The sequence below is a fragment of the Nocardia cyriacigeorgica genome (genome assembly GCF_029868385.1).
Lineage (GTDB): Bacteria > Actinomycetota > Actinomycetes > Mycobacteriales > Mycobacteriaceae > Nocardia > Nocardia cyriacigeorgica_F.
The window spans coordinates 1-14,439 of record NZ_JARWNX010000005.1; the positions used below are offsets into that span (position 1 = coordinate 1).

A 14,439-nucleotide genomic window follows, 5' to 3' on the forward strand; every position below is an offset into this window, starting at 1 on the left:
CCCCCCCCCCCCCGTGGGGGGGGGCGCGGGGGGGGGCCGGGGGGGGGGGCGCCCCGCGTCCCCCCCCGGGGGGGGGGGGCCCCCCCGCCACCCCCCCGGGCGGCGAACCGCGGCGCCGCAGGCGACGCAAATTAAACACAGTATTGTCATGCGCGCCCCTGAAAAAACTCCTCCGATCATTAGGTTGGATGCGTGAGCGCACAGGATCTGCCACTGGAACTTCGCCGTGCATTGTCGACGGTCGCGCGGGTGCCACGGCTTCTGGTCGCATCGGATTACGACGGGACGATCGCTCCCATCGTGTCCGATCCGGCCAAGGCCTACCCGCACGGCGAGTCGGTCCGCGCGTTACGCGCGCTGGCCGGCCTGTCCGGCACCACGGCCGCCGTCATCTCCGGCCGCGCGCTGCGAGATCTCGCGGCGCTGTCGCGGCTGCCCGTCGAGGTACAACTCATCGGCAGCCACGGTTCGGAATTCGATGTCGGCTTCGTACACGCCATCGATAACGACGCCAAACAGCTGCTACAGGAACTGATCACGGCCCTGACCCAGATCGCCGCGGAGAATCCCGGTGTGACGGTCGAGACCAAACCGGCCAGTATCGCGTTGCATGTGCGCAATGCGGGCCCGGAGATCGGGCGCCGCGCGCTGAATCAGGTCCGTCAGGGTCCGGCCTGCTGGGTCGGGGTCCAGGTGACCGAGGGCAAGGCCGTCATCGAGCTGGCCGTCATCCCCACCGACAAGGGCAGCGCCCTCGACACCATCCGGCATCAGGAGGGCGCGTCGGCGGCGGTGTTCTTCGGTGACGACGTCACCGACGAGAAGGCCTTCCGGATGCTGTCGGGCCCGGATGTCGGCATCAAGGTCGGCGAGGGCGAGAGCCTGGCCGGGTACCGGGTGCCCAATACCGAGGCGGTCTCGTATGCGCTGGCCTTCCTGCTGGAGGAGCGCCGCACCTGGCTCGCCGGTGCCAGCGCGCCGCGCATCGAGCGGCTGACCATGCTGTCGAGCCCGCGTTCGGTGGCGCTGCTGACCCCCGATGCGACCGTCACCTGGTTCTGCCATCCCGAACCGGATTCGGCGGCGGTCTTCGCCCATCTGCTCGGTGGACCGCAGGCCGGACATTTCAGCGTCGAGCCGCAGCGGCCGGGCCTGCCGCTGTCGCAGCGCTATATCGACGGCACCATGACGGTCGAAACCCGTTGGGCCAAACTGCAAGTGGTCGACTATCTGCCGCATGACGTCGCGCCCGACCGCACCGATCTGACCCGCGTCATCACCGGCGACACCTCGGCCGTGGTGACCTTCGCGCCGCGCCCGGAATTCGGGCAGGTGCCGGTGACCATCGAGGCCGAGCCGAACGGACTTCGGGTGCGCGGCACCAACGATCCGACGGTGCTGCGCTCCCCCGGTGTCGAATGGACCATCCACAGCGACGGCGTGCACAGTTCGGCGACGGCGGTCATCGACCCGTCGCAGGGTCCGGTGATCCTGGAACTGCGGTGCGGCACACCCGATCTCGCGCCCGCGATGACCAGCGAACCGGAGCGCAGGCGGATCGCCGAGAGCTACTGGTCGACCTGGGCTGCGGGGCTCGAGCTGCCGCCGCTGAAGCCCGATCTGATGAAGCGTTCCGCGCTGACGTTGCGTGGTCTGGTGCACGCGCCGTCGGGTTCGATCCTCGCCGCGGCCACCACCTCGCTGCCCGAGGACATCGGCGGTGTGCGCAACTGGGACTACCGCTACTGCTGGCTGCGCGATGCCTCGATGACGGCGTCGGCGCTGGTCTCGCTCGGCTCGCTGTACGAGGCCGAGGAGTTCCTCGGCTGGGTGCATCGTGTGCTGGAGACGCTGCCCGGCCCGGAGCGGCTGCATCCGCTCTACACCCTCTACGGCGAGACGCTGCCGCCCGAGGCCGTCATCGACCAGCTGCCCGGCTATGCCGGTTCCCGCCCGGTGCGCGTGGGCAACGCGGCGAATATGCAGGTACAGCTGGACGTCTTCGGTCCGATCGTGGATCTCATCGCCACGATGGCGCACGCCCGCGAGCAGAAGGGCATCAGCGATCCGCGTCAGGTCCTGCCCGATCAGGACTGGGAACTGGTGCACGCCATGGTGTCGGCGGTGCAGCGGCGCTGGCATGAGCCCGATCACGGCATCTGGGAGATCCGCGGTAACCCGCGCCACCATGTGTATTCGAAGGTGATGGGTTGGCTCACCATCGACCGGGCGCTCACTCTCGCGCAGAAGTTCGATCGGCCGATCCATCCCGAATGGGCCGCCTTGCGCGACCAGATCGCCGACGAGGTCAAGACCAAGGGCTGGAACGACGAAGTGCAGTCGTTCACCGCCGCCTACGACGGCACCGATCTGGACGCGGCCACCCTGCACATCGGGTTGAGCGGGCTGATCGATCCGTCGGATCCGCGGTTCGCGGCGACGGTGGTGGCCACCGAGGCGGAGCTGCGCAGCGGGTCCACCGTGTACCGGTATCACCACGACGACGGCCTGCCCGGCGGTGAGGGTGGATTCCATCTGTGCGCGGCCTGGTTGGTGGAGGCGTATCTGCTGATCGGTAAACGTTCCGATGCCGAGGCGCTGTTCGCCCAGCTCGTCGATGTGGCCGGGCCGACCGGCCTGCTGAGCGAGGAGTACGACCCGGTTGCCGAACGCTCGCTCGGCAATCATCCACAGGCTTACAGCCACCTCGGTCTGCTGCGCTGCGCCCAGCTGCTGAGCCAGCCGGTGGACGCGCTCGTCAGCTGATCGCGGTATCGGCCCACGTCGGTGATCGGCCCCGTGCCGGTCGTTGACGTGGGCCGATCCACGTCCGGGGGAACAGAGATCACAGGGATTCGGTTCGTATCCGCAGAACCGCACTGATAAAGTAAAACGGAAACGATTTCCATTAAGCTGTCCGGGAGCCCGTGTGAGAACCAGATTTGCCACCACCTTCGCCACGGTCGCGGTGGGTCTGGCGACCACGCTGGGTCTCACCGCTTGCGGCAGCTCCTCCGGCGACGCCTCCGGTAAGCCGTCGGTGGTCGCCTCCACCAATGTCTGGGGCGATATCGCGGCCACCATCGCCGGCCCCGACGCCGCGGTCGAATCGATCATCACCGATCCCGCCGCCGACCCGCATTCGCATGAGACCTCCGCGGTGGAATCGGCCAAGATCACCGATGCCGATCTGCTCGTCTACAACGGCGGCGGTTACGACGAATTCATGGAGAAGGCCGTCGCGGGCAAGGACAAGCGCACCGTCGACGCCTTCGACTCCCGCGCCGAGGACATCCGCGCCGACGAGAACGAACACGTCTGGTACGACGTCGACACCGTCGCGCTGGTCGCCGACCGGATCGCGCAGGCCCTCGGCGAGATCGATCCCGAGCACGCCGCCGCCTACACCGACCGCGCCACCGCCTTCCGCGGTCAGCTCGGCGCCATCAGCTCCATCACCGCGACCGTCGCCACCGCACATCCGGGCACCCCTGTCATGCAGACCGAACCGCTGGCGCACTATCTGCTGCTCGATGCGGGCGCCGTCGACCTGACCCCGCACGACTACCAGGAAGCCATCGAACAGGAGACCGATCCGGCCCCCGCCGCCGTGGCGGCCACCCGCGATCTGATCACCGGCAAGCAGGTGCGCACACTGGTCTACAACATCCAGACCCAGGACAAGACCAGCAAGGATCTGCGCGCCTCCGCCGAAAGCGCGGGCATCCCGGTAGTCGAGGTGACCGAGACCCTGCCCGAGGGCGTCGACTACATCGCCTGGCAGACCGCCAACGCCCGCTCCCTCGCCTCGGCGCTGAGCTGATCGTCGTGCGCGCCGAACGCCGGGTCGAGCAGATCGATCGAGCAGGGGTGGGTGACCCGGAGCTGTCGGGGACCATCGAGGGTGCGGCGCCGAACGAGGGTGCCGCGGCGACCGGCGCTGAGGCCGCCATCGTCGGCGAGAGCGGCCGTGCCGTGCGGGCGCGGACCGCGCATTCTGGAGCACCGGCTGTAAAGCTCGACTCGGCGCGTCTGTCGTTCGGTGAGCGGACGCTGTGGCAGGGGCTCGATCTCGAGGTCGCGCCCGGTGAGTTCATCGCGGTGCTCGGACCGAACGGGTCCGGGAAGACCTCCCTGCTGAAGGTGCTGCTCGGGCAGCTCGGGTTGAGTTCCGGTAGGGCCGAGATCGCCGGAGTGCCCGCGCGGGCGGGTCATCCGGATATCGGCTACATCCCGCAGCAGAAGACCATCGATGCCGGGGTGCAGTTGCGTGGCACCGATCTGGTCGGGCTCGGGGTGGACGGGCATCGCTGGGGGTTGGGCTGGCGCAGCCGCCGCGAACGCAAGCGCAAGGTTGCCGCGGCGGTGGCCGATGTGGGCGCGCAGGGCTTCGCCGACGCGCCGCTGGAGAGCATGTCCGGTGGTGAGCAGCAGCGGTTGCGGGTGGCGCAGGCGCTGGTGGGCGATCCACGGGTGCTGCTGTGCGATGAACCGCTACTGAGCCTGGATCTGGCGAACCAGCGCCTGGTGTCGGAGCTGATCGATAGACGCAGGCGCACCCACGACACCGCCGTGCTGTTCGTGACACATGAGATCAATCCGATTCTGCCGCTGGTGGATCGGGTGCTGTACCTGGTGGACGGCAAATTCCGGATCGGCACCCCGGACGAGGTGATGACCTCGGAGGTGCTCTCGGAGCTGTACCGGACCGAAGTGGATGTGCTGCGGGTGCGCGGGCGGCTGGTCGTGGTCGGGACCGGGGACACCATGGACGCGCTCGGCGCCGCTGGCGCGCACTGCCACGGTGAACCGGGTACTCCGCACGAGCGCGCGAAGGTGGGCGCGAGCCGAGCCGATACCGGTGACGGGACCGGCCCCGGCACCGCTGTCGGCCAGGGCGAGCGGCGGGCCGGGTCGATCGACGGTGCCGTATCAAGTCATCCGACCGGTTCCGGCGCTCGCCGGAATACGACACCTTCGACCGACGGCGAGGTCGGGTAGTGAACGAGAAGCTCGCCGATGTGTTGTCGAAGATGTTCGACTTCGACACAACCATCGACCTGCTGTCCTACGACTTCGTGCAGCAGGCAGTGCTGGCGGCGGCGCTGCTCGGGCTGCTCGCCGGGGTCATCGGGCCACTGATCATCAGCAGGCAGATGTCGTTCGCGGTGCACGGCACCAGCGAGCTGTCGCTGACCGGCGCGGCCGCGGCTTTGCTCGCCGGAATCGGCGTCGGGCTCGGTGCGATCGCCGGATCGGTGGTCGCCGCGGTGCTGTTCGGTGTGCTCGGCACCAAGGCAAGGGAACGCGATTCGGTGATCGCGGTGGTGCTCTCCTTCGGGCTCGGGCTCTCGGTGCTGTTCCTGTGGCTCGGACCCGACCGTGCCGGATCGAAGTTCTCGCTGCTGACCGGCCAGGTGGTCAGCGTCGGCAACAGCGGGCTCGGGCTGCTGGCGTTCTGCACCGTCGGTGTGCTCGCGGTCCTCGCATTCGTCTACCGGCCGCTGCTGTTCGCCAGCTCCGACCCCGAGGTCGCGGTGGCGCGCGGGGTTCCGGTGCGCGCACTGTCGATCGTCTTCGCGGTGCTGCTCGGTATCACGGCGGCATTCGGCGTCCAGATCGTCGGCGCGCTGCTGGTGCTCGCCCTGCTGATCACCCCGGCAGCCGCCGCGGCCCAGCTCACCGCGAGCCCGGCCAAGGCGACCCTGCTGACGGTGCTGTTCGCCGAGATCGCGGCCGTCGGCGGCATCCTGCTGTCGCTGGCGCCGGGCGTCCCGGTATCGACGTTCGTCACCGGCCTGTCGTTCCTGATCTACCTCGCCTGCCGCATCATCGGCACCCGCCGCCGCCAAGCGGCACGGGCCCGCTGAGGGCCCTGCCGACCAGGCACCCGCGGCCGCTGAGACCGCAGCGCCGCCCCGGCATACGACCCCTGTCGGTGCCATCGACCTGCCGGGATATTCGGACATCGGCTTCCGCGCCGGGGATCTTTTCCTCTCGATCCGTGTGATGGCCGAGTTGTCGAAACTCGCGGTTCCGGAGGATTCGCATGACACCTCGGCGGCCATGCACGACGCCCGGTACCCCGAGATCCAGAGCACCGGACACAGGACCCGGCTCTCTGCGCGTGCTGGCACGTCCAGCCGTTACCGGAACACCATGGCGCATGCCCCCGACATGGCGCTCACCTGCGCGGATCCAGCTGCGCAGCCATCCGGTAACAGCTTTGATGGCATGTGCCTTCAGTAGGTGCGTCCCGGTTTCGTATGCTCGTCGCACGCACCCCCGAACGAAGGTGACCACCGATGATCGACTTCTCCATTCCCGCCGACCTCGCCGCCGAACGTGATCGGATCCGCCGGTTCGTCATCGACAAGATCGTGCCGTTCGAACGCGATCCGCGGCTGACCGCGCACGGGCCGACCGATGAACTGCGGCAGGAACTGGTCGAACTCGCGCGGGCGGAGAAGCTGCTGACCATCCAGGCGCCGGAAGCGCTCGGCGGGCGCGGGCTCACCCATGTGGAGCAGGCGGTGCTCTACGAGGCGGCGGGCTGGTCGACGCTCGGCCCCATCGCGATGAACTGCGCGGCGCCCGACGAGGGCAATATGTTCCTGCTGTCCAAGATCGCGAACCCGAAACAGACCGAGCGCTACCTGATGCCGGTGATCAACGGGCACCAGCGCTCGGTATTCGCCATGACCGAACCCGACGGCGCCGGTTCGGACCCCAACCAACTCGCCACCACCGCGACCTTCGACGGCGAGAACTTCACCATCGAGGGCCGCAAATGGCTGATCACCGGCGCGAACGGCGCCAAGACCTGGATCATCATGGCCCGCCTCGCCGCCAACCCGCATCTGCCGGAGGGACCGACCCTGTTCCTCACCGACGGTGATCAGCCGGGCATCGTCATCGAACGCACCATGAACACCATGGACCGCAACTACGTCGCCGGACACGGTGTGGTGCGCTTCGATAAGCTCACCCTGCCGAAGCAGGCGCTGCTCGGTGAGGCCGGTCAGGCCCTGCGCTACGCCCAGCTGCGGCTGGCTCCGGCCCGGCTCACCCACTGCATGCGCTGGCTCGGCGCCGCCGAACGCGCACAGTCCATCGCGGTCGAACACGCCAAGACCAGGACCGCGTTCGGCAAACCGATCGGCGAACATCAGGGTGTGTCGTTCATGCTTGCCGACAACGAGATCGCACTGCACCAGTGCCGGTTGACGATCTGGCACGCCTGCTGGCTGATGGATCAGGGCGAGAAGGCCAGGCACGAGAGTTCGGTGGCCAAGGCGTTCGTCTCCGAGGAACTGTTCAAGGTCGCCGACCGCTGCGTGCAGGTGCTCGGCGGGATCGGGATCAGCGATGAGACGGTCGTGGAGATGATCTTCCGCGATATGCGCGCCTTCCGGCTCTACGACGGCCCGACCGAGGTGCACAAGTACGCGATCGGCCGCAAGATCCTGCGGCCCTGAGCGGCCCCGCCGAGCGCGCACCGGGCAGGGCGAGGTCGTCTACGATCCAAGGCATGAGTTCGGAATTGCTCGTCGATGTCTCCGCGGGCATCGCCGTCCTCACCCTGAATCGCCCCGCCCAGCAGAATGCCTTCACCCCGGCGATGATCGCCGAGCTGAGCGCGGCATTACAGCGTTGCGATATCGAGGACGCCATCCGCGTCGTCGTCATCACCGGCACCCCGCCCGCCTTCTGCGCGGGCGCCGATCTGTCCGACCGGGTCGGCGAGGTCACCGGCACCATCGATCCGCCGCCGTTCCGGGTGCGTAAGCCGGTGATCGCGGCGGTCAACGGGCACGCCGTCGGTATCGGGCTCGCGCTGGCCCTGCAATGCGATCTGCGCTATCTGGCCGATGACGCGGTGTACGGGCTGAGCCAGGTCCGGCGCGGCGTACTGGCCGACGGGTACGCGCACTGGACGCTTCCCCGCCTCGCGGGTATCGCCAATGCCGCCGACATCCTGCTCACCGGCCGTACCTTCGACGGCGAGGAGGCCAAGGCGATGGGCCTGGCCAATGCCAGCCTGCCGGGGGCCGAGGTGCTGCCGACGGCGCTGGCGGTCGCGCACGATATCGCCAATGGTTCGGCGCCGCTCACGGCCGCGCTGTCCAAGCGGCTGCTGTGGGAGAGCCTGGATATGACGCCGTCGGTGGTCGGGCGGCTGGAATCGGAGCTGAACCAGCACGTCACCAAGGGTGTCGACGGTGGTGAGGCGATGGCCGCGTTCCGGGAGCGCCGCCAACCCGACTGGTCCGGTTCGGTCTCCGAGGAGTGGCCCGCCTGGGATCATCCGGACGAGCCGGAGCGCCCGAGCCTGCACTGAGCGCGACGATCGGCATATTCGCTACGCCATGCGCGGGCGACAGCGCCGGTCAGGCGTTTCCGCCGATCATCACCAGCAGGAAAAGCAGCGCCCAGATGATCATCATGATGGTGCCGATGACGCCGAGGATGTAACCGACCATCACCTGGGCGCGACCACTCAGTGCACCACCCGAGTCGTTGATCTGGTCGAGCGCCTGTTTGCCGAGCGCCCAGGCCACCGGCCCGAGGACCCCACAGCACATCAAGCTCACGACGCCGAGGACCAGCACCAGCGTCGCCCGCGGATGCTCGATCGTCTGACCGATGGGCTGATTGGGTATCACCACGAGCCGAATTGTACGGGGGTAGAGCGCATTTCTCGCTCGGCGCTCCGTGTTTCACCTGGATCATCGAGCAGGCACGGCGTGTCGCGCCGGCCCGGCACGGTGATCGCGCCGGGTGAACCCGACGCGCACAAGCGATTCAGACCCGCCGCTGACGAGCGACTTCCGCGAGGACGACACCCGCGGCGACCGAGGCGTTGAGCGATTCCACCGGGCCGGCCATCGGGATGCTCAGGATGGAATCGCAGCTCTCCCGTACCAGCCGGGACAGGCCCTTACCTTCGGAGCCGACCACGATCACCGTCGGCGCGGAACCGTCGAACTCGTCGAGCGTGGTGTCGCCGCCCGCGTCGAGGCCGACGATCTGATAACCCTTGGCCGCGAAATCCTTCAGCGTGCGAGTCAGGTTCGTGGCACGGGCGACGGGCAGGCGGGCCGCGGCACCGGCGCTGGTACGCCATGCCACCGCGGTGACGCTCGCACTGCGTCGCTGCGGAATCACCACGCCCTGGCCGCCGAAGGCCGCCACCGAGCGGATCACCGCGCCGAGGTTGCGCGGATCGGAGATATTGTCCAGCGCGACCAGCAGTGCGGGCTGTCCCGAACCACGCACACCCTCGACCAGATCGTCGGGGTGGGCGTAACGGTAGGGCGGCACCTGCAACGCCAGACCCTGATGCAATCCATTGGCGCTGAGCCGATCCAGATCGGTGCGTGGCACTTCCAGGATGGAGATACCGGCGTCGGCGGCCATCCGAACGCTCTCGGTCAGCCGCTCATCGTTCTCGGTCCCCACCGCCACATACAGGGCGGTGGCGGGCACACCGGCACGCAGACACTCCACTACCGGATTGCGGCCGAGCACCATCTCCGGCCCGTCATCGCTCTTCCGTCCGGCCGGACGGTTCGGACGACCAGTCGAACCACCTTGCGCCGCTTTGGCTTTCGCCGCCGCACGCTTGGCGGCCGGATGGTACTTGCGCGCCTCCGCGGGCGGGGTCGCGCCCCTACCCTCCAGTCCGCGCCTGCGTTTGCCGCCGGAACCGACAACCTGGCCCTTCTTGGTTCCGCCCTTGCGGATAGCGCCTCGGCGCTGCGAATTGCCTGCCATCAGTCGGCCTTTCCTGGCTGTGGGGTGACCAGTGACCATTCCGGGCCGTTGGGGGTGTCGGTCACTTCGACACCCGCGGCTTGTAACCGGTCGCGGACTGCGTCCGCGGTGGCCCAGTCCTTATCGGCGCGCGCCTGTTGACGCCGAGCGAGTTCGGCCTCGATCAACACATCCAGCGCGGCGGTCGCAGCGGAGGAATCACCGGGGGTGTGCCATTGCGGGTCGAGCGGGTCGACGCCGAGTACCGCGAGCATGCCGCGCACCTGACTCGCATGCTCACGCGCGGTCTCGAGCACTCCGGCGTCGAGCGCGCGGTTGCCCTCGTGCACCACATGGTGGATTTCGGCGAGTGCCTTCGGCACCGCCAGATCCTCGTCGAGGGCGGCCGCGAACGCATCGGTCCACTTGCCGACCGGCACCTCACCACCGCGTTCGACCACGCGCTGCACGAATGCCTCGATGCGCTGATAGGTCTGCGCGGCGTCGTTCAATGCCTTCTCGGAGTACTCGAGCATCGACCGGTAGTGCGCACCACCCAGATAGAACCGCAGCTCGACCGCGCGGACCTGCTTCAGCACATTGGGCACCGACAGCGTGTTGCCGAGGGATTTGGCCATCTTCTCGCCGCCGAGGGTGACCCAGCCGTTGTGCAACCAGTACTGCGCGAAACCGTCGCCCGCCGCCTTGGACTGGGCGATCTCGTTCTCGTGGTGTGGGAAAACCAGATCCATTCCGCCGCAATGGATATCGAACGACGAACCGAGGTAGAACTCCGCCATCGCCGAGCATTCCAGATGCCAGCCCGGACGGCCGGGGCCCCAGGGCGATGGCCACGTCGGCTCGCCCGGTTTGGCCGCCTTCCACAGGGTGAAATCGCGCGGATCGCGTTTACCCTCGCCCGCGCTCTCCCCCTGGTGCACATCATCGAGTCGATGCCCGGACAGCGCGCCGTACTCCGGGAAACTGACCACATCGAAGTAGACATTGCCCGCCGAGGCGTAGGCATGCCCGCGCTCGATCAGTCGCTGCATGAGATCGACCATCTGGGTGATGTGGCCGGTCGCGCGCGGTTCCGCCGAAGGTGGCAGCACGCCGAGCTGCCGGTAGGCGTCGTCGAAGGCGCGTTCATGGGTCGCGGCCCACTCCCACCACGGTCGGCCCGCGGCGGCGGCCTTGTTCAGAATCTTGTCGTCGATATCGGTGACATTGCGGATGAACGCGACATCGTGGCCGTTGACCGTCAGCCAACGGCGCAGCACGTCGAATGCGACACCACTGCGCACATGTCCGATATGAGGTGCCCCTTGTACGGTGGCGCCACACAGGTACACCGAGGCATGGCCGGGGACCAGTGGCGTGAAATCACGCATGGTCCGCGTCTCGGTGTCGAATAGGCGCAGAGTCACGGCAGTCGATCCTAGCTGGTATATGGGGTTGCACTGCGGGCGGAGTCATGTTGTTTCGACAGGTCCCGGCCGGTACGACGGGCGTCGGACCGCGGGACTACCGACAGTGCAGCAGTGCGGTCGCCATGGCGGCGACCCCTTCACCGCGGCCGGTGAGCCCGAGACCGTCGGTGGTTGTGCCCGATACCGAGACCGGTGCACCGAGCAGATCGCCGAGGACCTGCTGCGCTTCGGCCCGGCGCGGGCCGATCTTCGGCCGGTTGCCGATGACCTGGACCGCCGCGTTGACCACGTCGTATCCGGCCTCGTCGAGCAGCCGACGCACTTCCTTCAACATGGCGGCGCCGGATACACCCGCCCATTCCGGGCGGCCGGTGCCGAAGACGGCGCCGACGTCGCCGAGACCGGCGGCCGACAGCAGGGCATCGCAGAGCGCGTGCGCGGCCACGTCACCGTCGGAATGACCGGCGCAGCCGTCGGCCTCGTCGAAGAGCAGCCCGGCCATCCAGCACGGGCGTCCCGCCTCGATGGGGTGGACATCGCTGCCGATGCCGACGCGCATGTTCATCGGGCACCCGCCACGGATACGTCGGCGGCCAGCACGGCTTCGGCCAGGCGCAGGTCGAGCGGGGTGGTGATCTTGAAGGCGAGCGGATCGCCGGGAACGGTGCGGACCGGATGGCCGAGACGTTCGACCAGTCCGGCGTCGTCGGTGGCGGCGATATCGGCCGCGTAGGCGGCGCGCAGCAAATCGGCCGCGAATCCCTGTGGTGTCTGGATGGCGCGCAGGGCGGATCGGTCGGGAGTTCCGGTGACGATCCCCGACTCGTCTACCGATTTGACGGTGTCGACGACCGGTAGCGCCGGTACCACCGCCGGATGACCCGCGCGCAGCTCAGCGGCCACGCGAGCGATCAGCTCGGGTGGGGTGAGCGCGCGAGCGGCGTCGTGGACCAGGTAGTGGGCGGCCTGCGGTGCAGCCGCGATTCCGGCGCGGACCGAATCGGTGCGTTCGGCCCCGCCGACGATGACGCGAACGGGTGCGGAGGACGGCAGGAGGGCAACTGCGGCCTGCACCAGTTCGGCCGGAACCATGACAATTATCTCGTCTACGGCATTCGAGGCGAGCAGCCCGTCGACGGCGGATCTGATCATGGGTGTACCGCCGACCGCGACGAACGCCTTGGGTGTCGATTCACCCAGGCGCACGCCGCGGCCGGCGGCAGGCACCAACGCGACCATACGGCCGTCAGAGCTGTTCACGGTCAGGAAGCCGCTGCGAGAACCTCGTCGAGCAGCGTCTCGGCCTTGCCGTCATCGGTTCCCTCGGCGAGCGCGAGCTCACCGACGAGGATCTGCCGGGCCTTCGCCAGCATCCGCTTCTCGCCCGCGGACAGACCGCGGTCCTGCTCCCGACGCCACAGATCGCGGACGACCTCGGCCACCTTGTTCACATCGCCGGAGGCGAGTTTCTCCAGGTTGGCCTTGTAGCGGCGGGACCAGTTGGTCGGCTCTTCCGTATGCGGTGCACGTAGCACCTGGAAAACCCGATCGAGGCCTTCCTGCCCGACGACGTCGCGGACGCCGACGTATTCCGCATTCTCTGCGGGAACCCGAACAGTCAGGTCACCCTGGGCGACCTTCAGGACCAGATACTCTTTCTGCTCACCCTTGATGGTGCGAGTCTCGATAGCTTCGATCAGCGCCGCTCCGTGGTGGGGGTAAACGACGGTGTCTCCGACCTTAAAAATCATGTGTCCCGTGCCCCTTTCGATGTTCACAGTTTAACATGCGGCTCGATAACGGCGCGATCAACTGTGCAGGTCAGGGCCACAACGGGCCGACCGTGGGGCTTGACAGAATCTGAGAGATGTGCATTGCGTTGTGCCAGAACGAGTTATCTCCTGGCACTTTCCGCGCCGGGAAACCCAGCGGGACAGTAGCACTGCGCGCCCCCGCGCGCACAACCGCGAATCGTGACCACCCCGAGACAACCCGTCCGCGCGTCGCCGCCGGGCGTATGCGCGTACGCGGGCCGACAATCCGAGCCCAACACTTGCTCCCCGCGCGCCCGGTTTCCGATGGCAACTACTACAGTCCCTAGTTGGAGTGAGCCCGCTCGACATGGAGGACAACCCGTGACTGCCCTGACAGCTGTGACCGCCCCGGCGGCAGGTACGACCCCGCGGCGTCGCATGACGATGGTTGCGGCCCTCGCGGCCGGTGCGGCGCTCGCTCTTACCGGCTGTAGCGCGGGCCAGATCTCGCAGACCGCCGATCAGGTGGCCGCGATCAACGGCAACCACGCCGAGGTCGGCAAGATCTCGCTGCGCAATGTGCACATCGTTTTCCCGCCCAGCGGCGAGCACACCAACGTCACCGGCGGTAAGGCGCTGCTCGCGCTGTCGTTCGTGAACAACAGCGAGACGACGGCCGATGAACTCACCAAGATCAGCACCGATCTCGGCGAAGTGAAGATCACCGCGCCCGGCGGCGGGTCGACGGTGAAGTTGCAGCCGCAGCAGACCGTCGTCGCCGAGGGCGCCGACCCCACCGCCGCGGCCGGCGAGCACGGCTCCTCGGATGAGCACGGCGCCGAGACCACCACCGCCGCGCCGACCACCACCGCCGCGCCGAACCAGCCCGCCCCCGAGGGCGAGGACCCGGAGGCGGACCCGGCCAAGATCGAGATCACCGGCCTGACCAAGGACATCGTCCCCGGCTTGACCTACACGGTGACCTTCGACTTCAAGGAGAACGGCACCGTGCAGATGGAGGTGCCGGTCGACGCTGGCATCGTGGCCGAGCGCCACGAGTCGGACCTGTCGAGGGCAAGCGAAGGCGGTTCCGGCGGCGGGCACTGACCCCACCGAAGATCCAGTCGCAGCAAGTGGCCGTCACCCCTGGGGTGACGGCCACTGCCGTATCGGTGGACCGAGCGCGTTGGGGCGCAGGAGGCGGTCATGTCACTCGAGCAGTTGTAGGGCAGCCGTGAATCAGGCCCCGATACCATCCCCATCCCCCGGCCCACCACGCGGCGAGCCGATCACACCCCATTTTTCGAGCGAAGCGAGACCGACCCCCAAAGTTCGCGGCCCGTCTCCCGGCACCCCGAACCCGGCGGTCGCCCCCGGCCACCACCCGGAGCCGCCCCCGTGGCGCACCGCCGACCGAAGCCGGATGCCGGGTGCGCCGCTGTGGCAACTGATCGAATTCGCCGATGACCTCACCCCCGAGGCCGAGGCCGGTGTGGAGG

Annotated in this window: 12 protein-coding genes and 1 pseudogene; 7 read left to right on the forward strand and 6 right to left on the reverse strand. The window is 68.2% G+C overall.

Annotated elements, in window-relative coordinates; all coding sequences use genetic code 11:
* The first annotated feature begins 192 nt into the window (after positions 1 to 192).
* The 6 genes and pseudogenes from otsB (at position 193) to QH168_RS00135 (ending at position 8,341) form a co-directional block, all read left to right on the forward strand.
* Positions 193 to 2,766 (forward strand): trehalose-phosphatase, encoded by a 2,574-nt coding sequence (gene otsB, locus QH168_RS00110; RefSeq protein ID WP_280232253.1) that lies wholly within the window; start codon positions 193 to 195, stop codon positions 2,764 to 2,766.
* Positions 2,767 to 2,929: 163 nt separating this feature from the next.
* Positions 2,930 to 3,823: a metal ABC transporter solute-binding protein, Zn/Mn family gene (locus QH168_RS00115; RefSeq protein WP_280232254.1), complete on the forward strand. Its 894-nt coding sequence runs from the start codon at positions 2,930 to 2,932 to the stop codon at positions 3,821 to 3,823.
* A 152-nt stretch (positions 3,824 to 3,975) separates the two neighbouring features.
* Positions 3,976 to 4,809: pseudogene (locus tag QH168_RS00120) on the forward strand (metal ABC transporter ATP-binding protein); the annotation flags it as partial.
* Positions 4,810 to 5,033: 224 nt separating this feature from the next.
* Positions 5,034 to 5,870: a metal ABC transporter permease gene (locus QH168_RS00125; RefSeq protein WP_432421003.1), complete on the forward strand. Its 837-nt coding sequence runs from the start codon at positions 5,034 to 5,036 to the stop codon at positions 5,868 to 5,870.
* 435 nt (positions 5,871 to 6,305) lie between these two features.
* Positions 6,306 to 7,478 carry an acyl-CoA dehydrogenase family protein gene (locus tag QH168_RS00130; protein WP_280232256.1) on the forward strand — a complete coding sequence of 391 codons (1,173 nt, stop codon included), beginning with the start codon at positions 6,306 to 6,308 and terminating at the stop codon, positions 7,476 to 7,478.
* A 53-nt stretch (positions 7,479 to 7,531) separates the two neighbouring features.
* Entirely contained in the window at positions 7,532 to 8,341 is an 810-nt protein-coding gene (locus tag QH168_RS00135) for an enoyl-CoA hydratase/isomerase family protein (RefSeq protein ID WP_280232257.1), read from the forward strand.
* A 49-nt stretch (positions 8,342 to 8,390) separates the two neighbouring features.
* Here the strand turns inward: QH168_RS00135 and QH168_RS00140 are convergent, their stop codons facing one another.
* The 6 genes from QH168_RS00140 to carD form a co-directional block, all read right to left on the reverse strand.
* Positions 8,391 to 8,669, reverse strand: a complete 279-nt coding sequence (locus tag QH168_RS00140; RefSeq protein ID WP_280232258.1) for a DUF4190 domain-containing protein — start codon at positions 8,667 to 8,669, stop codon at positions 8,391 to 8,393.
* A gap of 136 nt (positions 8,670 to 8,805) precedes the next feature.
* Positions 8,806 to 9,777, reverse strand: coding sequence for a 23S rRNA (guanosine(2251)-2'-O)-methyltransferase RlmB (gene rlmB, locus QH168_RS00145; RefSeq protein WP_280232259.1), 972 nt, complete (start codon positions 9,775 to 9,777; stop codon positions 8,806 to 8,808).
* Positions 9,777 to 11,183, reverse strand: coding sequence for a cysteine--tRNA ligase (gene cysS / locus QH168_RS00150; RefSeq protein WP_280232261.1), 1,407 nt, complete (start codon positions 11,181 to 11,183; stop codon positions 9,777 to 9,779). Before cysS ends, rlmB begins: the two co-directional genes overlap by 1 nt.
* A gap of 97 nt (positions 11,184 to 11,280) precedes the next feature.
* Positions 11,281 to 11,745, reverse strand: a complete 465-nt coding sequence (gene ispF, locus QH168_RS00155; protein WP_280232264.1) for a 2-C-methyl-D-erythritol 2,4-cyclodiphosphate synthase — start codon at positions 11,743 to 11,745, stop codon at positions 11,281 to 11,283.
* 2 nt (positions 11,746 to 11,747) lie between these two features.
* Entirely contained in the window at positions 11,748 to 12,425 is a 678-nt protein-coding gene (gene ispD, locus QH168_RS00160; protein WP_280232265.1) for a 2-C-methyl-D-erythritol 4-phosphate cytidylyltransferase, read from the reverse strand.
* 23 nt (positions 12,426 to 12,448) lie between these two features.
* The gene (gene carD, locus QH168_RS00165; protein ID WP_011206964.1) at positions 12,449 to 12,937 is read right to left on the reverse strand and encodes an RNA polymerase-binding transcription factor CarD; all 489 of its coding nucleotides are present in this window, start codon (positions 12,935 to 12,937) and stop codon (positions 12,449 to 12,451) included.
* 441 nt (positions 12,938 to 13,378) lie between these two features.
* On the opposite strand from carD, the gene QH168_RS00170 reads away from it, so the two are divergent.
* Positions 13,379 to 14,047 (forward strand): hypothetical protein, encoded by a 669-nt coding sequence (locus QH168_RS00170; RefSeq protein WP_280232263.1) that lies wholly within the window; start codon positions 13,379 to 13,381, stop codon positions 14,045 to 14,047.
* Positions 14,048 to 14,439 lie beyond the last annotated feature (392 nt).